The 20,956-nt window shown below is 68.9% G+C and carries 17 protein-coding genes; 8 read left to right on the forward strand and 9 right to left on the reverse strand.

The window, feature by feature from the left end:
- Positions 1-3: 3 nt before the first annotated feature.
- Positions 4-1,266, forward strand: coding sequence for a hydroxymethylglutaryl-CoA synthase family protein (locus HUW62_RS11785; protein WP_176434476.1), 1,263 nt, complete (start codon positions 4-6; stop codon positions 1,264-1,266).
- Between the two features lie 52 nt (positions 1,267-1,318).
- Here HUW62_RS11785 and HUW62_RS11790 read toward each other — a convergent pair whose 3' ends face one another.
- Positions 1,319-1,546, reverse strand: a complete 228-nt coding sequence (locus HUW62_RS11790; protein WP_176434477.1) for an amidohydrolase family protein — start codon at positions 1,544-1,546, stop codon at positions 1,319-1,321.
- 172 nt (positions 1,547-1,718) lie between these two features.
- Between HUW62_RS11790 and HUW62_RS11795 the strand changes: the two genes are divergently transcribed.
- On the forward strand, positions 1,719-2,699 hold the full coding sequence (locus HUW62_RS11795) for an aldo/keto reductase (RefSeq protein ID WP_176434478.1): 981 nt from the start codon (positions 1,719-1,721) through the stop codon (positions 2,697-2,699).
- A 24-nt stretch (positions 2,700-2,723) separates the two neighbouring features.
- On the opposite strand, the gene HUW62_RS11800 is transcribed toward HUW62_RS11795, so the two are convergent.
- From HUW62_RS11800 to HUW62_RS11810, 3 genes are read right to left on the reverse strand one after another with little or no spacing between them, the layout of a single operon-like run.
- Positions 2,724-3,872 carry a hybrid sensor histidine kinase/response regulator gene (locus HUW62_RS11800; protein WP_217911275.1) on the reverse strand — a complete coding sequence of 383 codons (1,149 nt, stop codon included), beginning with the start codon at positions 3,870-3,872 and terminating at the stop codon, positions 2,724-2,726.
- A gap of 5 nt (positions 3,873-3,877) precedes the next feature.
- Positions 3,878-4,696, reverse strand: a complete 819-nt coding sequence (locus HUW62_RS11805) for a protein-glutamate O-methyltransferase CheR (RefSeq protein ID WP_176434479.1) — start codon at positions 4,694-4,696, stop codon at positions 3,878-3,880.
- 15 nt (positions 4,697-4,711) lie between these two features.
- Positions 4,712-8,218, reverse strand: coding sequence for a response regulator (locus HUW62_RS11810; protein WP_176434480.1), 3,507 nt, complete (start codon positions 8,216-8,218; stop codon positions 4,712-4,714).
- Between the two features lie 249 nt (positions 8,219-8,467).
- Between HUW62_RS11810 and HUW62_RS11815 the strand changes: the two genes are divergently transcribed.
- Positions 8,468-9,220 carry a hypothetical protein gene (locus HUW62_RS11815; RefSeq protein ID WP_163864486.1) on the forward strand — a complete coding sequence of 251 codons (753 nt, stop codon included), beginning with the start codon at positions 8,468-8,470 and terminating at the stop codon, positions 9,218-9,220.
- Between the two features lie 29 nt (positions 9,221-9,249).
- Here the strand turns inward: HUW62_RS11815 and HUW62_RS11820 are convergent, their stop codons facing one another.
- Positions 9,250-11,739, reverse strand: a complete 2,490-nt coding sequence (locus HUW62_RS11820; RefSeq protein ID WP_176434481.1) for a WD40 repeat domain-containing protein — start codon at positions 11,737-11,739, stop codon at positions 9,250-9,252.
- Between the two features lie 199 nt (positions 11,740-11,938).
- Positions 11,939-12,325 (reverse strand): hypothetical protein, encoded by a 387-nt coding sequence (locus HUW62_RS11825; protein WP_176434482.1) that lies wholly within the window; start codon positions 12,323-12,325, stop codon positions 11,939-11,941.
- A 278-nt stretch (positions 12,326-12,603) separates the two neighbouring features.
- On the opposite strand from HUW62_RS11825, the gene HUW62_RS11830 reads away from it, so the two are divergent.
- From HUW62_RS11830 to HUW62_RS11840, 3 genes are all read left to right on the forward strand, one after another.
- Complete coding sequence (locus tag HUW62_RS11830) at positions 12,604-13,140, forward strand: hypothetical protein (RefSeq protein WP_163864483.1); 537 nt, start codon at positions 12,604-12,606, stop codon at positions 13,138-13,140.
- A gap of 15 nt (positions 13,141-13,155) precedes the next feature.
- Positions 13,156-13,692, forward strand: coding sequence for a hypothetical protein (locus HUW62_RS11835; RefSeq protein ID WP_176434483.1), 537 nt, complete (start codon positions 13,156-13,158; stop codon positions 13,690-13,692).
- Positions 13,693-13,779: 87 nt separating this feature from the next.
- Positions 13,780-14,364: a hypothetical protein gene (locus HUW62_RS11840; protein WP_176434484.1), complete on the forward strand. Its 585-nt coding sequence runs from the start codon at positions 13,780-13,782 to the stop codon at positions 14,362-14,364.
- 15 nt (positions 14,365-14,379) lie between these two features.
- Here the strand turns inward: HUW62_RS11840 and HUW62_RS11845 are convergent, their stop codons facing one another.
- On the reverse strand, positions 14,380-15,495 hold the full coding sequence (locus HUW62_RS11845; RefSeq protein WP_176434485.1) for a Gfo/Idh/MocA family protein: 1,116 nt from the start codon (positions 15,493-15,495) through the stop codon (positions 14,380-14,382).
- A gap of 249 nt (positions 15,496-15,744) precedes the next feature.
- On the opposite strand from HUW62_RS11845, the gene HUW62_RS11850 reads away from it, so the two are divergent.
- Both HUW62_RS11850 and HUW62_RS11855 read left to right on the forward strand, forming a co-directional pair.
- Positions 15,745-18,084 (forward strand): hypothetical protein, encoded by a 2,340-nt coding sequence (locus HUW62_RS11850; protein ID WP_163864479.1) that lies wholly within the window; start codon positions 15,745-15,747, stop codon positions 18,082-18,084.
- Between the two features lie 292 nt (positions 18,085-18,376).
- Complete coding sequence (locus tag HUW62_RS11855) at positions 18,377-19,216, forward strand: SDR family oxidoreductase (protein ID WP_163864478.1); 840 nt, start codon at positions 18,377-18,379, stop codon at positions 19,214-19,216.
- Positions 19,217-19,218: 2 nt separating this feature from the next.
- Here the strand turns inward: HUW62_RS11855 and HUW62_RS11860 are convergent, their stop codons facing one another.
- Both HUW62_RS11860 and HUW62_RS11865 read right to left on the reverse strand, forming a co-directional pair.
- Positions 19,219-19,584, reverse strand: coding sequence for a hypothetical protein (locus HUW62_RS11860; RefSeq protein WP_176434486.1), 366 nt, complete (start codon positions 19,582-19,584; stop codon positions 19,219-19,221).
- A gap of 78 nt (positions 19,585-19,662) precedes the next feature.
- Complete coding sequence (locus HUW62_RS11865) at positions 19,663-20,895, reverse strand: MFS transporter (protein ID WP_176434487.1); 1,233 nt, start codon at positions 20,893-20,895, stop codon at positions 19,663-19,665.
- Positions 20,896-20,956: the final 61 nt, after the last annotated feature.

The following is a 20,956-nucleotide window of genomic DNA, read 5'->3' on the forward strand; positions in this document are numbered from 1 at the left end:
CTCATGAAGAAACGGGTTGGAATCGAAGCGCTGGCGGTGGCCGTGCCGTCCCGATACGTCGACATCGAGGACCTGGCGCGCGCGCGCGGAGTGGACCCCGCCAAGTTCACCGCGGGCCTGGGCGCGAAGGAGATGGCCGTCACGGACCCCGGCGAGGACACGGTGTCCCTGGCCGCGACGGCGGCGGCGCGGCTCATCCAGCAGCAGGGCGTGGACACGTCCCGCATCGGCATGCTGGTGGTGGGCACGGAGACAGGCATCGACCACTCGAAGCCGGTGGCCTCGCACGTCCAGGGCCTGCTGAAGCTGCCGCGCACCATGCGCACGTATGACACGCAGCACGCCTGCTACGGCGGCACCGCGGGGCTGATGGCCGCGACGGAGTGGATTGCCTCCGGCGCGGGCGCGGGCAAGGTGGCCATCGTCGTGTGCTCGGACATCGCGCGCTACGGCCTGAACACGGCGGGCGAGCCGACCCAGGGCGGCGGCGCTGTGGCGCTGCTCGTCTCCGAGCAGCCGGACCTCCTCGCGCTGGACCTGGGCCTCAACGGCACGTGCACCATGGATGTCTACGACTTCTGGCGGCCCATCGGCCGACGGGAGGCGCTGGTGGACGGGCACTATTCCATCAACTGCTATCTGGAAGCCCTGTCGGGTGCGTACCGGGGCTGGCGCGAGAAGGCGCTGGAGCACGGGCTGGTGCGCTGGTCGGGCGCCCTGCCCGGCGAGCAGCTCGCGCGAATCGCCTACCACGTGCCCTTCTGCAAGATGGCTCGCAAGGCGCACACCCAGCTTCGCCTCTGTGATTTGGAGGACGCGGTGGGTCCTGGGCCCGGCACGCCGGAGGCTCGCGACGAGGTGGCGAAGTCCGCGGCCAGCTACGACGCGCAGGTGGCCTCGTCGCTGGGGCTCAACGCGCGCATCGGCAACGTGTACACGGCGTCGCTGTACCTGGCGGTGGCGGGGCTGCTGCATCGCGAGGGCGCGCAGCTCGCGTCCCAGCGCATCGGCCTGCTGTCCTATGGCAGCGGCTGCATGGCGGAGTTCTTCTCCGGCGTCGTCGGGGAGAAGGCGGCGGAGCGGATGGCGCGCGCGGACCTGGACGGCGTGCTGGCCCGGCGCGAGCGCGTCTCCATCGAGGAGTACGAGCGGCTGATGAAGCTGCCCTCGGACGCTCCCGAGGCGAAGACGCCCGCGCCGGGGACGTTCCGGCTCGCGGAGATTCGCGACCACAAGCGCCTGTATGTCGAGGGCGGCGCGCTCTGACGGAGGCACCGTGACGGCGGGCCCCGGGCACACGACTCCCGGGGCCGCCGGCTCAGGGCGTGAACTCCTCCACGCCTCCCGACACACGTTGTCCCCGGTGCCACACACCCATGATGCGGTGGAGGTCCTGGATGTTTTCGGCCGGGTTTCCCTCCACGACGATGAAGTCCGCGCGCTTTCCGGCAGCGAGCGTGCCCCGGTCCTGGAGCTTCAGCAGCGCGGCCGCATCCCGCGTCGCATGGGTCAGCGCCGCGAGCGGTGGGAGTCCCGCCCGCACCATCAGCTCCAGCTCACGGTGCTCCGCGAACCCGGGGATGCGCAGGAGCGTTCAGCCCTCGACATCGCCCCTCGGTGGACCCTCGCGGCGCAAAGGCCCAGGTGCCTTGCATTCTCCCCTGCGCCCCCGAGCACGCCCCGCTACCTTCGCCGTTCCAGCAGACAGGAGCCAACACATGACGCAGATGACCTACCGTCGCCTTGGCCGCTCCGGCCTCACCGTCTCCGCCGTGGGATTGGGCTGCAACAACTTCGGCATGCGCATCGACGCGAAGCAGACGCGCGCCGTCGTCGATGCCGCCATCGACGCGGGCATCACCCTGTTCGATACCTCCGACTCGTATGGCACCTCGGAGGAGCTGCTCGGAGAAGCCTTGGGCACCCGCCGCCGGGACATCATCCTGGCCACCAAATTCGGCAGCGACGTGAAGGGTGAGAACGGCGCGGACTGGGGCGCGCGCGGCTCGCGGCGCTACATCCGGCGCGCCATCGAACGCTCCCTGCGGCGCCTGCGCACGGACTGGATTGACCTCTACCAGCTCCACTGGCCCGACCCCGCCACGCCGATTGAAGAGACGCTGGGCGCGCTCACCGAGCTGGTCCGCGAGGGCAAGGTCCGCTACCTCGGCTCGTCGAACCTCCAGGGCTGGCAGGTGACGGACGCGGAGTGGACGTCCCGCACGCGCGGCCTGGAGCGCTTCATCAGCGCCCAGAATGAGTACAGCCTGATTGGCCGGGGCGTCGAGCAGGACCTGGTGCCCGCGCTGCAGCACCACGGCATCGGCCTGCTCCCCTACTTCCCGCTCGCCAGCGGGCTGCTCACCGGCAAGTACAAGCGCGGCGCGGCGGCTGGGGAGAACACCCGCGTGAAGCACTGGAACATGGGCGGGCTGCTCACCGACGCCACGTTCGACGCCGTCGAGCGCCTGGAGGCCTTCGCTCGCGAGCGCTCCGTCTCCCTCATCGACGTGGCCATCGGCGGGCTCGCCTCGCGCCCCACCGTGGGCTCCGTCATCGCGGGCGCCACCTCCGCCGAGCAGGTCAAGACGAACGCCAGGGCCGGCACGTGGACGCCCACCGCCGAGGACCTCGCCGCGCTCGAGAAGGTCCTCCCGCGCGGACGCGGCATCAGCGTCAACGACGTGCTGTACAAGTAGCCCGCTGCCTGGAGGGACCGCGGGCTACAGCTTGATGACCTCGGTCCCCCGGCGCGGCAGGCTCACCCGGAACTCGGTGTAGGGGCTCGAGCCCGACTCCACCTCCACCTGTCCGTGATGGGCCTGGATGATTTGATGGACGATGTAGAGCCCCAGGCCCAGGCCGCCCGTGCGGCCTCGCCGCTGGGCTCCGCCCCGGAACGGGTCGAAGAGGTGGGCCTGGATGGCCGGCGGAATCACGCCCAGGTTCTTCACCGTGAGGCTCACCGCGTCCGCGTGCGTCCCATCCAACCGGAGCTGCACGGGCGCGCTCGTGTCCCCGTGCTGAATCGCGTTGCCGATGAGATTGGAGGCCACCTGCGCCAGCCGGTCCGAGTCCCAGTCCCCCACCAGGTCTCCCTCCAGGATGACCTCGATGGGAGGCTTGGGCGTGGCGGACTGGTGCTCCTGCACCATGCGCTGGACCAACACACCGAAGTCCGTCTCCCCGCGCCGCAGGGGGATTCCGCCCGCGAGCCGGGCGCGCGCCAGGTCCAGCACGTCCTCGATCATCCGGCCCATGCGCTTGCCACTCGCCAGCATGCGGCCCGCCGTCTTCTTCACGGCCTCGTCCTCGGAGCGCCGCTGGAGCAGGTCGGCCGCCGTGAGGATGGCGCTCAGGGGATTGCGCAGGTCATGCCCCAGCACCGCGGTGAACATCTCGTTGAGCCGCAGCGTCTCCGACAGCTCATCGAGCTGACGCGCGAGCTGCTGCTTCTGCCGGTGGAGCTGGAAGAAGACCTCCGCCTTGTTGCGCAGGACGAGCGGCTCCAGCGGCTTGTAGAGGAAGTCGACGGCACCGGTGTCGTAGCCCTTGAAGAGCCGTCGCTTGTCGCTGGAGCCCGCCGTCACGAAGATGATGGGGATGTGCCGGGTGCGCTCCATGCCCCGCATCAACTCCGCCAGCTCGAACCCGTCCATCTCCGGCATCTGCACGTCGAGGAACGCCAGCGCGACGTCGTCGTGCTCGAGCAGCAACTCGAGCGCGGCGCCACCCGAGCGCGCCTGGAGCACCTCCACGTCATCGCTGCGCAGCAGCGCCGCGAGCGCGATGAGGTTCTCCTCCAGGTCATCCACGAGCAGGCACTTCACCCGCGGCGCCGCATCCACTGTTTCCTTCCCGGGAGCGTTCAAGACGTCTACCCCTTCTGGAAGATGCGGTCGTCCCGGGAAACCACCGAGAACGCCGCTTCATGCTGGGAAAAGCGCAGGGACTCGCGGGCGCCCAGGCCCAGAAACCCCTTGCGACACAGAGAATCCTTGAACAAACCCAACACCCTCTCCTGAAGCTCCCGGTCGAAGTAGATGAGCACGTTGCGACAGGAGAGAAACTGGACCTCGGCGAACACGCTGTCGGTGGCCAGGCTGTGGTCCGAGAACACCACGTGCTTCTTGAGGGACCTGTCGAACACGGCATTGCCATACGCCGCCGTGTAGTAGTCCGACAGCGAGCTACGAGCCCCGGAGGCGATGTGGTTCTGCGTGAAGGTGGCGATGCGGTCCACCGGATACACCCCCGCCTCCGCCTTCTGGAGCGCGCCCGGGTTGATGTCCGTCGCGTAGATGAGCGTGCGCTCCAGCAACCCTTCCTCCCGCAGGAGGATGGCCAGCGAGTACACCTCCTCGCCGGTGCTGCACCCCGCCACCCAGAGCTTGAGGGACGGGTACGTGCTCAAGAGCGGCACGACGGACTCGCGCAGCGTGCGGAAGTACGTCGGGTCCCTGAACATCTCGCTCACCTGCACCGTGAGGTAGTCGAGCAGGGACGGGAAGATGAGCGGCTCGTGCAGCAGCCGGTCCTGGAGCTGCGACAGCGTCCGACAGCCGAAGTTCTCCGCCGCCAGTTGCAGGCGCCGCTGCATCGACACCGTCGCGTACTGCCGGAAGTCGTAGTGGTACTTCAGGTAGATGGCGTCGAGCAGGAGCTTCAGCTCGATGTCCTGGGCTTGGGAGTCCATGTGTGAAGCGATGACCTACGCCTTGGGCATCCAGACGCGGATGAGCGAGAGGAGCTTCTCCACGTCCAGCGGCTTGGCGATGTAGTCGTTCGCCCCCGCGGCCAGACACTTCTCCTGGTCGTCACGCATGGCCTTCGCCGTCAGCGCGATGATGGGCAGCTTCTGCCACTCGCTCCGCTTGCGAATCTCCCGCATGGCGGTGAGTCCATCCATCTCCGGCATCATGATGTCCATCAGGACCAGGTCCACGCCTTGCGACACCTGGGCCATGCTGTTCGCCAGCCGCTCCAGGGCCTCCCTGCCGTTGCGGGCGATCTCCACCTTCGCGCCCCGGGGCTCCAGCACGCTGGAGAGGGCGAAGATGTTCCGCACGTCGTCCTCCACCACGAGGATGCGCCGGCCATCCAGCGCCGCTTCGCGATCTCTCGCCACCTGCAACATGCGCTGCCGTTCCGGCGGCAGCTTGGACTCCACCTGGTGCAGGAAGAGCGAGACTTCGTCCAGGAGCCGCTCGGGCGAGCGCGCGCCCTTGATGATGATGGACTTGGAGTAGCGCCGCAGTCGCTGCTCCTCCTCGCGCGTGAGCGAGCGCCCCGTGTAGACGATGACGGGCGGGAAGGAGACCGTCTCCAGCTCCGCCATCTGCTCCAGCAACTCGTAGCCGCTGAGGTCCGGCAGGTTGAGGTCCATCACCATGCAGCCGAAGGTGTTCTGCTTGAGCAGCTCCAGCGCCTCGGTCGCCGTGGCCACCCCGTCGATGCGCACGTCCTCGCTCTCGAGCAGCTTCTCGATGCTCTCGCGCTGCCGGGTGTCGTCCTCCACGACGAGCACGCGCTGCACTCCCGGAGTCATCCGCGTCTCCAGCTTCCGCACGGCCTCCATGAGCTGCTCGCGCTTCACCGGCTTCACCGCGTAGCCCACCGCGCCGCGCTCCAGCGCCTCGCGCGAGGCGTCCGTCACGGAGATGACGTGCACGGGGATGTGCCGCGTCCTCGGGTCTCGCTTGAGCTGATCCAACACCATCAACCCGGACTGGTCCGGCAGGTTCATGTCCAGCAGGATGGCGCTCGGCTGGTAGGCGACGGCGGCCTCATACGCCACGCCGCCCCGGTCCGTCGCGACGCAGAGGAAGCCCAGCTCCCGCGCCAGGTCCCGCAGAATCTCCGCGAAGCGCGCGTCGTCCTCCACCACGAGGATGAGCCTCGCCCCTGGGACGAGCCGCTCCCGGTCATCCTCGATGGGCGAGTGGAGCGTCCTCATCGGCGCGTCCACGAAGTCCGGTGCCGGCAGCTTCGCCACGGCCTGGGCGGCCCGCTCCGTCGGCGTGGGGGCGACGAGCTCGCGCTTGGGGGACGCGGGCATGGGCGCGGAGGAGGCGGCGGAGAGCGCCACCGGCACCGTCACGGTGAAGGTGCTGCCCTGCCCCGGCTCGCTCATCACCGACACGTCGCCGCCCAAGAGGCGCGCCAGGTCGCGGGAGATCGACAGGCCCAGTCCAGAGCCGCCGTACTTGCGATGGGTGCTGCCATCCGCCTGACGGAAGGCCTCGAAGATGAGGCCCTGCAGGTGCGCGGGGATGCCGATACCCGTGTCCCGCACGGAGAAGGAGAGCAGCCCCGGGCCCGCGGGCGAGACGTGCAGCGACACCTCGCCCTTCTCCGTGAACTTCAGCGCGTTGGCGAGCAGGTTCCTGATGACCTGGCCCAGCCGCTGGGGGTCCGTCTCCAGCGACTCCGCGCTGGCCGGGTCCACCTTCGTGGAGAAGCCAATCTGCTTCTCGCGCGCCAGCACGTGGAAGGAGCGCGACACGTTCTCCACGAAGCGCGCGACGCTGACGACCTCGGGCTCTATCTCCACCTTGCCCGCCTCGATGCGGGACAGGTCCAGGATGTCGTTGATGAGCGCGAGCAGATCGTTGCCCGCCGACGTAATCGTCTGAGCGAACTTCACCTGCTCCTCGGTGAGGTTGCCCGTCTTGTTGTCGGCCAGCAGCTTCGCGAGGATGAGCGAGCTGTTGAGCGGCGTGCGCAGCTCATGGCTCATGTTGGCCAGGAACTCCGACTTGTAGCGGCTGGTGCGCTCCAGCTCCGTCGCCTTCTCCGTCAGCTCCGTCTGCGCCATGGTGAGCGAGTCGCGCTGCCGCTCCAGCAACTGCGTCTGCGTCTCCAATTGCGCGTTGGTCTGCTCCAGCTCCGCCTGCTGCTGCTCCAGGCGGCCCTGCGAGTCGCGCAGCACGCGGCTCTGCTCTTCAATCTCCTCGTTGGAGGCGCGCAGCTCCTCCTGCTGGGCCTGCAGCTCCTCGGACTGGCGGCGCGTCTCCTCCAACAACTGCTCCAGGCGCGTGCGGTCATTAGCCGAGCGCACCGCCATGCCGACGGACTCCGACACCCGTTGGAGCAGCTCCAGGTCCGATGCATGCACCGGGTGGAGGAAGCCCAGCTCCACCACCGCGTTCACCCTGCCGTCCACCACCGTGGGCACCACCAGCAGGTGCTTGGGCTTGCCTTGCCCCAGGCTGGAGTTGATGGGCAGGTAGCCCTCCGGGACATCGCGCAGGTGGAAGACGCGGTTCTCCTTGATGGCCTGCCCCACCAGTCCGTCACCGGGCCGCGCCTGCGCGCTCGGGTCCAGGAACGAGGGCGGCAGCGCATAGCCCCCGAAGCGGTGGAAGTGCTCCACGCTGTCCGCCAGGTAGATGGCTCCCACCTGGGCATCCAGGTACCGGGCGAGGAACTGGAGGACCTGGTCCCCGAGCTGCTCCAACCGGGGGCCACCTTGAATGCGCGTGGCCAGCAGCGTCTGGCCTTCCTGCATCCAGGCCTGGATGGAGCGCGCCCGGAAGTCCCGCGACGTCATGAACGCGGAGATGCCCACCAGCACCAGCAGCAAGGCGGAGCCCAGCCAGGTGACGACGAGCGACATCGTCGCTGTGCTCTGGAAGGCGCCGCTGCGGTCCGCCAGCAGCCGCCGCTCCTCGTTCTCCATCTGCTCGACGAGCAGGCGCATCCGGTTCATCAGCTCGATGCCTTCGTTGGTGCGCACCCGCGTGAGCGCGGCCTCGGACTGACCCGCCGTCTTGAAGTCGATGGTCGCCTGGAGCTCGGCGAGCTTCGCCTCGACGAGTGGCTTCAGGGCTTCCAGGCGCTGGAGCTGGGAGTCGTTGTCGGACACGAGCTCCCGGATGCGCTCGAGCTGCGCGGGGAGCGCGCGACTGGCGCTGGCGTACGGCTCCAGGTAGGTGCGCTCGCCCGTCAGCAGGAAGCCTCGCTGCCCCGTCTCCGCGTCCTTCAGCGTGGACAGCAGCGTCTTCATCCGCTCGCTGACCTCCATCGTGTGACGGACGAGCTCCGCGGCGCCCGAGTGCGACTCGAGCGAGCGGTAGGACAGGACGGCGATGGCGAAGATGGCGAGCGCGGCGACGATGAAGCCCGCGAACGTCCCGGGCGGAAGCGGCGGTCCGAAGCGCGAGGCGCGCGTGGGCCTGGCCTCGACGGGGGGCTGAGTCTGGAGAACACCTGTCATGAAGAGCGCGTCCAGGGCTGGGGGGCGAGACGCAACGCCGCTCACCTACCATGGCCTCCCAGCCACTTCGTGTTCACCCGGATGCGCCTGCGCACGCGATGTCGGTTTGTTTACGTTGTGCGACACCACCGGGCACACGGGCCCGGTCCGCATCGACTCCGGGTGTTTGCCGCTGTCGCACCCCGTGCAGCCGGGCGTCCCCGCGGTCGTTTCTCTGGACGCCTTGGGACTGGCATAGGCTGCGGGCCGATGAAACTCACCCAGCTGCGTGTCTCCGGCTTCCACTCGCTCCGAGACGTCGACCTGCGCCCGCCCAGCTTGTGTGTGCTGGTGGACACCGAGGAGACGGCGACGCGGGACATCGCCGCGCTGCTCACGCTGATACAGGCGATCTCGGAAGGAAGACTTCAACAGCACCTGCGCGCGTCCGGTGTGCTCGACGGCCTCCAGTCGACACAACCCCTGCGCGTGGAGCTGGACTTCGTCGACAACCAGTATGGCGTGGAGCTGCAAAGGCGGACGGACGGCGCCTGGCAGGTGACGTGGGAGTCGGTGGAGCTCAACGCCGGCGTGTCGGTCCTCCTCGTCGACCCGGACCGCAACGCGCCCCGGGCGGAGGCCTCCTTGCCCGAGTTCGCGCCGCGAGAGCCCTCCCCCAAGCACCCCGACGGGCTCGGTTCGTATGAGCAGGAAGGCTGGTACGTGGGCTACCTGGTGGCGAACTGGCTGTGGTGGATGCGGTGCTTCCTGCGCGACATCCAGTTCGACGACGGCCCGCGCCTGGACGCGCCGACCCTGCACTTCCGCGTGGAGCCCTCCAGGGACCCGCCTCCGAACGCCATCTGGGAACAGGTCCAGGCCGCGCATACCGCCGCGCGCCTGTCCCAGGTCGTGCTCTGCACGCCTTCGGAGTCACTGGCGGAGTCCTTCGACCTCCGCGAGGTCATCCGCGTGGACATGCACGAAGGAGCCGCGCGCTTCACGCCCCTCGCCCCCTCGTAGTCCACCTGAGCCGAAGCGGAGCCCAGCCCTCATGGCGTGAAGCGCCAGACCCGCAGCGCGCCATCCCGTCCGCCCGTGGCCACGAGGTTCCCCCCGGGCCCCCAGGACACGGCCGAGACGGTGTTGTCATGGAAGCCGATGACGGTGGCCGGCAGCGACGGCACGCTCGTGTCCCACACGAAGACCTGCCCGCCTGACCCACCTCCCGCGACGCGGCGCCCGTCCTCGCTCCAGGCGAGTGTCTCCGGCGAGAACGCGAACGGCGTCTGCGCGAGCTGCCTCCCCGTGGAGACCTCCCACAGGGACAAGCCTGGACGCCCACCGAAAGCGAGCTTCGTTCCATCCGGGCTCAAGGCCACGGCCAGCGACGTCATGTCCGCGACGGAAGCGACCGACGTGAGGACCTGCGTCACCGGATCCCACACGTCCCAGCTCTTGTCGAAGTAGGCGACCACGAGCCTTCCTTCCGGAGTCCACGCGACTGACAACACCTGCCGCGAGCCGTCCGGAAAGCGGAACAGCTCCGCGCCGCTCTGCACGTGGTGGACCCGGATGACACCGCGATGGGAGGCGACGGTGGTGACACCCATGGCGCTCGCCACGCGGACGCCATCGGGACTCGGCGCGACCTGGTAGACCTCGAGGGCCGGAGTCGTTTCCCGCCGGATGGGGAGCTGCGCGAGCGTCCCGTCGTCCGCGTTCCAGGCGTTGATGACCCCGTCGTCGCCCCCGGTGAACAGCCGCGTGCCGGCGGTGTTCCACGCCAGCGCGCGCACCGCCTGCCCGCCATGGCCATCGAGGGTCCTGAGCGAATCACCCGCGCGATTCCAGAGCCGCACCCGGCCCTCGTCACCGCTGGAGGCCAGCACCTCACCCGAGGAGCGCCACGCCGCCGCCCGGACCGTGTAGCGGTGCGACAGGACCTCGCGCCGGCTGTAGGACGCCTCACCCGAGTCCACCGTGAAGACGTCCAGCGTCTCCGGCAGGTCATCCACCACGACGAACTGGAGCTTCGTCGGATGGAAGCGAAACGCGTCATAGCCTTGCGCGTTGGGGTCCGTGGTCACCTGGCTGGCGTCCACCACCACTGCGCCCGTGCCCGCATCGAGCACGAACAAACTGCGCGCCGCGGACCCCGCCACGCCGAGCCAGCGTCCATCCGCGCTCCAGTCCACCTGGGTCGCCAGTCCCCAGGCTCCCGCATGGGTGGCCTCCACGCGATAGCCCGCGGTCGAGTACACCTTCACCTCGCCTTGGAAGCCCGCCGCGAAGCGAGTGCCATCCGGGCTCCAGGCGAAGCCCGCCGCGTCCGGCAGCAGCTCCTCCGGCCCTTGCGTGCCCACGACATGGAACTCCACCCACCGCGAGAGGATGCCCACCTGCATCGCGATGCGGACGCCGTCAGGGCTCCACGCCAGCCGACGCACCTTGTCCACCGCCGTCAGCGTCTGGCCCGCGCGCGCTCCGGTGGTGGGATTCCAGAAGTGGACCTCCTTGCTCGCATCCGTCGCCGTGGCCAGCCGTGTGCCGTCGGGACTCCACGCCAGCGCCCGCACGTTGCCGGCCTGCACGGTCCACTCATGAAGCGTGACGCCCGTCACCGCATCCAGCACGGCCACGCTGCCCGTCGACAGCCCCACGGCCACGACCGCTCCGCTCCCGGGCTTCCACGCCACCGAGGAGAAGCGCGCGGGCGCCACCGCCGCCGTCTGGCGCTTGACGCGGCCCTGCGTCGCATCCCAGACGCGCAGCATGCCCGGCGTCGACACACTCCCATCCACGGCGGCGAGCAACGTGCCATCCGGACTCCACTCCGGCGACGTCGGCAACTGCGCCCCCGTGCGCTGCCAGGACAACGCCGTGTCGAGGGCTGGCGCGAAGCGCACCGTGACGACCTTGTCGGCGTCGAGCAGCAGCTCACAGCTCCGGCCCGTCCCCGTACACGCGGAGGTGCCCAGCAGTTGCCAGCCCGAAGCGGGCACGGCCTCCAGCGTGAGCCTCGTCCCGGCGGAGTGCCGGACGGAGCAGGTGCCAGGGCAGTCCACACCCGAGGGCGTGCTCGTCACGCGCCCCTGCCCCACGACCTCCACCTGGAGCCCCCGGTTCCCGTCGGGTGGCGGCTCGCCGACGATGAAGGAGAGCTGGGGAGACCACGCGCCCACCGTGGTGGCCGTGTCCACCGCGCGGCATCGTGCCTGATAGGTGCCCTCCCGGGAGATGGGCACGTCCACGCCGGACGTCGTCCCGCTGTCGACCTCTGGAGACTGGGGCAGCGTTCCACCCTGCCCCCAATCGAAGACATAGACGAGCCGGTCTCCATCCGGGTCGTCCGCCGTGCAGCGCAAGCGCACCGGCACCCCGGGCGCCACCTGCGCGTTCTCTATCTGGAGCAGGGCCACTCCGGGAGCACGCGACGAGGGGCCCGGCGGCTTGTCGTCGGAGGTACACGCACCCAGGACACAGGTCAGGACGAGGGAGGCGAAGCGGGCGACGCGCAGGGAAACGAGACGCGAAGTCATGGGCATTCTCCCGCGCGTCCCGGCCCCCCAGATGCGCGTGAGGACCTTCCCTAATCTTCCACTCACGCGGTGTCAAAGCCTGACTGCCGCCCGCCCCGGAGAAGTCCTCTCCGGGAAACCATTGGCTGGCAGCCTCACGAGAAGTTTCCCACGAGCACCGCGACGAGGCTGTCATTGCGTGGTCATGTGGGGGCCCGACTCACGCCAGTCCTTGCTGACGGGAGCCTCCAGCGCCCTTGAAGTAGTCGGCGAGCTTGCCGCTCTCCGGCGACGCGCTGGGACTGCTCATGGCCACGGCGGGCTTGGGGCCGGTGACGACCTCCACGGCCTTCTTGAAGATGAGGGGCAGCGCGGCACCGAGCACCAGGTACTGCCGCATGGGAATCTCTCCGTCCCCCGCGAACCAGGCCCCCACCGCGACGCCCGAGCCGACAATCATCAAGGCGGTGATGACCCAATAGGGGGCGGACTTCATGAGCGCCTTGTAGCGCCCCGTGCCCAGGTGTTCCCGCAGTCCGTACCAGTGCAGCAGCTCTTGCAGCGCGCTGCCCAGCATTCCAATGAGGATGATTTGAATGGCGCTCATGTCGGCCCTCCCGAGGTCTGGTCTCCAAGTGGCAGGAGTCCTCTCCGCCGGAATGTGACCTGGAGCAGCCGGGCGCGCGGCCACCCCTCCGTTCGTCAGCCCTGGCGGGCACATCGCCTGGCACAGCTGGCACACGTGTGCCAGGCACCGAAGCCCGTGTGTCTCAGTCCTTTCAGGTGTTTGCCTTTGAGCGGCCTGGGGGAATGCGCGGCATTCGCGTTGCACATGCGGTCCTGGGCACCAAGACGGTGCTTCTCGTGAAAAAGGACCCGCTGAACATGAAGAAGACTTCACTTCGCGCGTTGTTCTCCGCGCTGCTGCCCGCGCTCCTGCTGGCCCCCTTTGCCTCGGCCGTCGCCGCCGAGCGCATGACCTCCACCTTCGCCTGCTTCCAGAGCACCGAGGACCGGCCCGAGGCGGACTTCGACGGGACGTCGCATGGCGTGCGCAACCGGTCGGAGGGCATCAACTGGCAGTGGATCGACCTGCGCTGCCCCGTCGTGACGGACGCGACGTTCGCGATGAACAACATCTATCAGGTCAACGTCCAGGGGTTCGACGGCCACAGCAGCCACGACGTCTATGCGATGGCCTGCACTTCCTGGAAGTGGGCCACGGGAGGCCGCTGCGGCAACTCCGTGCGCAGCGCGGCAACGGGCTACTACAACGTGACCATGACGAGCGGCTCGGGCGTGGACGCGCTGTACTACTGGCGGACGGCGCCGTGGGACTATCCCTACGTCCTCATCCAGCTCCCGGGCCGTGGCGACGTCGGGTTCACCTCGTCGGTGGGCTACACCCTCTACACGCCGTGAGCTGAGGGCCAGGCCATGAAGAATCGCACCGTCCCCTTCCTTTCCGGACGCGTGCTCCTCGCGCTGGCGGCATGTGCCGTCGGCGCGGCGGGAGCCACGCTCACCCTCCGCTCCACTTCCGCGGTGAGTCTCTCCGACGCGGCACCGCCCGCGGTCCGTGAGGAAGCCACCGTGCGACCTTCTCCGCCGGCCCCGAAGGATCCCGCCGAGGAGCAGCGGCGGGTGCTCGCCGAATACGCGGGTGAGCTCCAGCGACACGAGCTGGAGCCCATCCAACCCGGCTGGGCCGTCCCCACCGCGACGGGCCTCCGCGCCGACCTGGACACATTGCGCACGCGCCGCCCGTTCTCCGTGCTGGGCGTCGATTGCAGGACACGCACCTGTGTCATGACGCTGGAGTGGTCCAACTACGAGCGGGCCACGGAGACAGCAACGGCCCTGCTGCACCACCGCTTCGTGGTGCCATGTGCTCGCACGGTCCTGATGCCGGAGCCCCCCCAGCGGGACAAGCCCTACCGCACGCAGGTGCTGCTCGACTGCATGAGCGGGTGACGACCGCTGGGAGTCAGGCGCGCTACGCTGGGGGAGTCGGGAGCCAACACGCCATACTCCCCTGGCGCCGTCTCAGGAGTACAGCCCTTGACCGCCCAGATCACCGACACGGTCCTCTATCGTGAGCAGACCTTCAGCCTCACCGGGGTGAAAGGCACCGAGCTCTTCATCCCGGGGCGACATGGCCTCAAGCCGGTGGCGCAGTCGACCGCGTGCTTGCGCGGCTTCTTCTGCGGATACCGCGTCACCGAGGAAGGACTGTTCCTCGAGAGGCTCCATGTCGGAGTACACCCGGACGACACGCAGACGGTCCGGGACGGGCAAGGTGCGCCCTTGTTCGGCGATGCGCCCCGGTATGACCCGACGAACGACGAGTGCGCCGTGTACGAGCCGACGCGTGCACGAGTCCCCTTCACGGGGAGCCTGTTGATCGGCACCGACTTCATCCGCGAGCTGGCGGTCCACATGGGCTTCGCGCCCGCCTGGAAGTTGCGTGAGGTCCACGAGCTGACGTTCGAGGAGGGACACCTGACGAGTGCGCGGGACCACTCCAAGGCGATGGCCCACACCCGGGACCAACGCCTCGGCCACCCGCTCAGCCCGGGGTCGTCCGCCAGTCCTCAGGAGATCGAGGCGTGGATCGAATCGACCTTCCAGCAGGACTACGAGTAGCGCGCTCCCCTGAATTCACTCCACCGTGGGCGACGGCGCGTTCACGGGCTCCGGCGGCTCGATGGCCGGGCGGACGATGAGCTGGTCGATGGACGGCCGCTGGCGCCGCTCGAAGGGCGCGAGCTTCACGGCCCGCCCCGTGCGCGCGGACTCCTGGAGCGCGACAATCACCCGCAGGTCCGCCAGCCCCTCCCAGCCCGACGGCTCCGGCTCGCGGTTCTCCAGTATGCACTTCGAGAAGTAGAGCAGCTCCGGCGCGAACTGGTCCTGCTTCTCGAACGTCCGCTCCTCCGTCTTCCCATCGACGGTGATGAAGTGCTTGCGCTCGGAGTCGTACCCGAACCCCGGGTCCGCGCGCAGGTCACCCTTCTCGCAAACGACCCGGTAGCTGGAGACCGCCGACGCGGCATGGCTGATTCCGAACTGGCCCATCCGCCCCTCGGAGAAGCGCAGCAGCGCGAACGCCGTGCCGTCGACGCCCTTGAAGCGCGCGTCCGGGTCCTCTTGCGTGAAGCACACCACCTCCGTGGGCTCGGCCCCGAAGAGGTAGCGCGCGGCGTTGATGGGATACGGCCCCTCGTCGAGCAAGGCCCCGCCTCCCACGTCGGCACGCGTGCGGATGTCACCCGAGCGCGCCTGCTGCGTCATCACCGCGGAGAACATCCGAGCCTCGCCCAGCTTGCCCGAGCGCAACAGCTCGATGGCTCGCAGGTTCGCCTCCTCGAAGTGGAGCCGGTAGGCGACCATCAACCGGACGTCGTGCTCGTCCGCGACGCGAATCATCGCCTCGCAGTCCTCCACCGTCGTCGCCATCGGCTTCTCGCACAACACATGCAACCCCGCCCGGGCGGAGCGCTCGGTGAACTCGCGGTGCAACGTGTTGGGCAGCACGATGTAGACAGCGTCGACCTCCGCATCCCGGCAGACCTGCTCGAAGTCCTCGTAGCCCGCGCGGTGTTCAACACCGTACTGCTCACGCAGCGCCTCACGCTTCGTTCGGTCCGACGAGAAGATGGCCACCAGCTCGGAATTCTCTCCCGCGTTCTGGAATGCCGGGAGGATGGCCACCTGCGCGAGATTCCCCGCGCCCACCACCGCATAACGAATCCGCCGCGAGCCACGCTGAGCCATGGGCATACCTCCTCTGGAGGACACGCTGTGCGCCAGGGCGCGGGGCCACAAGTCCCCGACGAGGCTCCACGCTTTCCGCACGCCTGGTGGGTGGGCGGAACGACGACCAGGACACCGTGACGAAGACGCGGTGAGGGAAGAAAACGGGGCCATGCCGTTCAGCGAAGGCAGGCCTCGGATTTCGCGGCCCGGCTCCGCCGCTCGGGAGTGCCGTCTGTCGCTTTCGCACCTCCTTCCCCTGGACGACCCATGCTTGGAAACACGCGGTTGACCCTTGTCCTCTCCGTCGTCATGGCGGCGAGCCTCTTCGGCTGCCAGAGCGCCGAGCCCCCCGTGAGTCAGGAGCCCTCGGCGGAGGAGCGCGTCGTCACCTACGGCCACGGTGCCTTCCTCGGCGAGGGCGGAAAGGTCCTGACGGCCGACCTTGGACTGGTGCGGCGCACCCAGCAGGAGTTCCTGGAGATGCTGCGGCGACAGGCCCTGGAGAAAGGCGGCCTCGACCTCGACGGTCCGCGCAAGGTCATCACCAGCCAGGTGGACGACGAGGTCCTCGCCAACGCGCTGTACATCGACTGGCTGAACGACACCCTGCGCACCGAGGACTTCACGCGCATCCGCGCCCTCAACGGGGCCCTGCGCACGCACTACCTCAAGCATCTGAGCACGTCGAAGGTGGAGCGAGCCGAGCAGCACGAGACGAAGGGCGTGGGCGCCGACGTCGCGCGGAAGCTGGAGGCGCAGGGCATCAAGACCTTCTCCATCACCGAGAACAGCGGTGACGCCTACATCCGCGAGTGTGCCGCCGCGGGCGTCCCCATTCCTCCGCCCATGTTCTCCGCGGGCTGGGTCAACCGAGGCGTCATCGACGACGAGTTCATCAGCACCTCCGAGAAGGCGGAGCTGATGCACTACACCAGCACCAAGCCGCCGGGTGTCTGTCTCGCGCTGCCCCGCTATCTGCGCGACGACAAGTCCATCGACCTGCTCGGCGTCATCTGCCTCGGCACGCTCAGCAACAAGGCGTGCTTCTGGGACAACCCCGCGAGCAAGACCTTCATCCGGGGCGTGCAGGTGGACATCAAGGACTTCGTCGGAGGCTATGCCCTCGAAGCCAACGGCCAGGGCACCTGCTCGGACTGCCACGCGGGCGAGAATCCCTTCATCGTCCACCCCGAGAAGCCTCCCTTCATCGGCTTGGACCTGTTCGGGACGGGCTGGTACGAGCCCATCGTCCATCCGAACTGGCCGCAGAACCCGGGCCCTTCTTATCTGCTGGAGGCGGTGTCCTCCGAGGGCCGCTGCGACACCTGCCACCGCGCGGGCGGCTCCGGTCGCCGCTTCCCCGCGCTCTCCAAGGAGCTGCCCGGCTACTGCGCTGTCGTCCTCGAGACGGCGGTGAGCCCTCCGCTGCCCGGGACGATGCCGCCGTACGGCGCGGACCGCTCTCAGTACACCGCGCACGTGGATGCGCTGCGCAAGGCCTGCAAGGCGCCGAAGCCGACAGGCGCGACGGTGCCGGGCAACATCCCGGATGACACGGGCTATCTCTCGCCGCCCGTGGTCATCGACCCGCTGTATGCCTGTGCGACGCAGGTCGCGGTGCGCGGCGCGGTGCTCGACGCGAAGGTGACGCTGACCATCAACGGCACCGACGTGGGCTCGCTCATCGCGCGAAATCCCGACCACGAGGTGTTCAACGTTCCCGCGCTGGTCGTCGGCGACAAAGTCACGGCCCGGCAGGAGAGCGGCGCGGCGGTCTCCGGCCCTTCACCGGAGATCAAGGTCCGCGACCACAAGGTCGACTACCCCGCGGGCCTGCCCGCGCCCGTCATCGACCCGACGCTCATCTACGAGTGCGCGGAGGTCATCTCCGTGCGCCACGTCCCGGGCGCGAAGCTCACCGTCACGGTGAACGGCGGCTCGGCCGTCTCGTCGTCGACCAGCACCGACTGGACAGCCATCCGCCCGGGCAAGACGCCCTTCGTCGTGGGCGACGAGTACAAGGCGGTCATCGGCCTGTGCGGCGACAAGAGCCCGGAGTCCGCGCCCCAGAAGGCCGTGAAGGCGCCCGCGAGCATCCCCGCGCCCTCCTTCGACCCGCCGCAGACCTTCGCCGGCCAGCAGTTGGTGAGCCTGGGCTCGCTGACCAACGGCGCACGGACGAGCATCGACGTGCTGGGCGTGGGCTCCGCGGGCGGCTTCTCCACGCCCATCTCCTGGTTCCCGAACTACGACTTCGCCACGCCCCTGGGCCGGGCCCTGAACTCCGGCGAGGTCCTGGTCGCGCAGCAGAAGCTCTGCCAGGCGGGCCCGCCGAACCAGACGCCTCCGGCGGGGAGCTGCAAGGAGCTGCAAGCGCCGCGCATCCTCCAGCCGCTCGCGGGCACCAACTTCGTCATCGTGTTGCAAGCCATCCCCGGCGCGCGCATCCGCGTCTACGACAGCAGCAACAAGGAGATTGGCGACGGCAGCGGCAACGTCATCCTGCTGAGCCGGAACCTGGTGGCCACGGACATCCTCACGGTGGTCCAACAGGTCGGCAAGTGCACCAGCAGCACCGCCTACCGCATCAGCGTGCGCGGCGGGTAGTCACCCTTCGGAACGTGGGAGGCTCGGGTCTCGCCAGGCAACGGGCGTGGGCCGAGCCTCCCTGCTTCCCCGCCGAAAGCGCCGGGCAAGGCTCCTCTCTCCACGGGGGCATCCGTACCCTAGCCAGAACTGGCACCGAGGGGAGAGCAAGCCAATGCGTGAGCAAGGCCAAGCCAGGGCGGCCATCAACCAGGCGACCAGGGACTCGGAGAAGGGCGATACGCTCGAGCCCATCATCGGGACGACGCGGCCTGGCTGAGTCCCTCGCGTCACATTCCACGGAGGAGACGTCATGGCGGACACACCGATTGCCGTCACCGGCTGCACGGGCCGGCTCGGGGGACGCATCGCCCGTCGGCTCGCGGACCAGGGAGTCGCTCAACGACTCATCGTCCGCGACGCGAAGCGGGCCCCTTCCCTGCCCGGGGCCGAGGTCCACGTCGCGACGTATCGGGACCGGGACGCGCTCTCCCGCGCGCTGGAGGGCGTCCAGACGGCGCTCTTCGTGTCCGCGAAGGAGGCTCCGACGCGGCTGGAGGAGCACTTCGCGTTCATCGAGACAGCGGCGGCGGTGGGCGTGGAGACGCTCGTCTACACGTCGTTCTACGGGGCGGCCCCGAACGCGACCTTCACGTTCGCCAGGGACCACTGGGCCACCGAACAGCGCCTGCGCGAGCAGCGCTTCTCCTCGGTGATGCTGCGCGACAACCTCTACCTGGACTTCCTCCCGATGATGGCCGGGGATGACGGGGTGATTCGAGGCCCCGCGGGCAATGGCCGCGTCGCCGCCGTGGCGCAGGAGGACATCGCCGACGTCGCCACGGCCGTGCTGCTGAATGCGCGGGAGCACCGGGGCCGCACGTACTCGCTGACCGGCCCTCAATCACTGACGCTCGAAGAGGTCGCCGCCGTGCTCAGTCGCAAGCTGGGGCGCCCCATCCGCTACCACGCGGAGAGCATCGAAGAGGCCTATCGCTCTCGTGCCCGCTACGGCGCGGAGCCGTGGCAGGTGGACGCGTGGGTGAGCACGTACACGGCCATCGCGGCGGGCGAGCTGTCGGAGGTGACGACCGACGTGGAGCGGCTCGCGGGACATGCGCCCACGCGACTGGAGGACCTGCCTGTGACGTAGGGCTACTTCGCGGGCTTGTGAGCCTTCACCACCTTCCGCAGCTCCTCGGTGATGCGTTCGAACTTGCCCACCTCGTCGAAGCCCTCGCAGGTGGGGCGGTGCTCGACCTCCTTCGCGCCAGGGCTCGGGATGCCCCAGAGTCTCGTGCAGTCACAGCGCAGCCCGGCGAGCAGCTTGCGTCCCTTCTTCGCGCGCAGCTCCGCGACCCAGCACGAATCCGCGCAGCCACATGAGCGGTACTCCAACACCTGGGATTTGTCCTCCCAGTCGAGCGTGTAGAGCGAGTGGTCCGCCACCACACGACCTGGAAGCACCAGGAGGGCGAAACCCACCAGACCTGGCCACGACACGGCACTCCGCTGCTTCATGGTCCGCCCTCGGCCTCTCAGCGCGCCCGGGAGCGGGCACGCACGGGTCTGAAGCATAGCCCCTCGGGCTGTCGCGGCTCAGCGCCGAGGTGCGGGTGGGAAGCCGTGGTGCTTCGCCAGCCAGACGACGAGCAGCGTGGGCACCAGCAGGATGACCAGCAGCCAGGGGAACGCGGTGGCGCCCAGCGTCTCCAGAAGGACGCCTCCGGCGATGCCACCGCCCGCGATGGCGATGTTCCAGGCGGTGACGATCATCGACTGGGCGACGTCCGCGGCCTCCCCCGCCGACTTCGCGGAGGCGGTCTGGAAGAGCGTGGCGGCTCCGCCATAGGCCAGCCCCCAGATTGCCACCCCCACGTAGACCACGGCGGGAGTGCTCCCCCACAAGCCGAGCGCGAACGACACTCCCAGGAGCAGCGCGGTGCTGACGAGCACCAGCTCGCGCAGCCACCGGTCAATCAACACACCGATGACCCAGATGGCGACGAGCGCGAACACGCCAAAGACAAGCAGGACGACGTCGATGTCCTTCGTCATGCCCGCCGGTGCGAGGAAGGGCGCGATATAGGTATAGGGGACGTTGTGCGCGAGCACGAAGGCGAGCGTGGCGAACAACACGGACCGGATGCCCGGCAGCATGAAGACCTTCGAAATCGACAGGTGACGCTCCCCTCGCTGGCCTGGGAAGTCCGGGAGCCGGGCGAACACCCAGCCCACGAGCAGGAGGGACAGGACGCTCATGATGCCGAAGGTGACGCGCCACCCGACGGCGGCGCCCAGGAAGGTCCCCGCCGGGATTCCGAGCGAGAGCGCCAGCGGAATCCCCACCATGGCGACCGCCATCGCCCTGCCCTGCTGGTGCTCCGGCACCATCCGCGCCGCGTAGCCCGCGACGAGCGCCCACAAGAGTCCCGCGAACATGCCGGCGAAGAACCGCGCGCCAAGCGTCAGCACGAAGTTCGTCGACACCGCCGTCACGGTGTTGACGACGGCGAAGCCCAGGATGGCGAGGAGCAACACTGGCCGCCGTCTCAAGCCCTGCGTCGCGGCCGTCAGCGGTATCGCTGTCAGCAGCGTGCCCAGTGCGTAGAGCGTGACGAACTGGCCGACCAGCGCCTCCGAGACTTGAAGGTCCGCGCTCATCCTCGGCAACAGGCCCGCGGGCAGCGCCTCCGTGAGCACGGTGATGAAGGCCGCCATGGCCAGGGCGAGCAGCCCGGCGATGGGCAACCGCTCGGACTTCTCGGGCGTGTCGTCAGTGGAATGGAGCGCGGGCGCCGCCTGGGCGCGGGTCGGGGTCGTGGAAGTCATGAAGGCCGCCAGTCAGCGAAGGGGAAGGACGGGTGACCTGCGCCCTCGGGCGAGGCGACGC

It is taken from the genome of Myxococcus sp. AM011 (assembly GCF_013372595.1).
Lineage (GTDB): Bacteria > Myxococcota > Myxococcia > Myxococcales > Myxococcaceae > Myxococcus > Myxococcus eversor.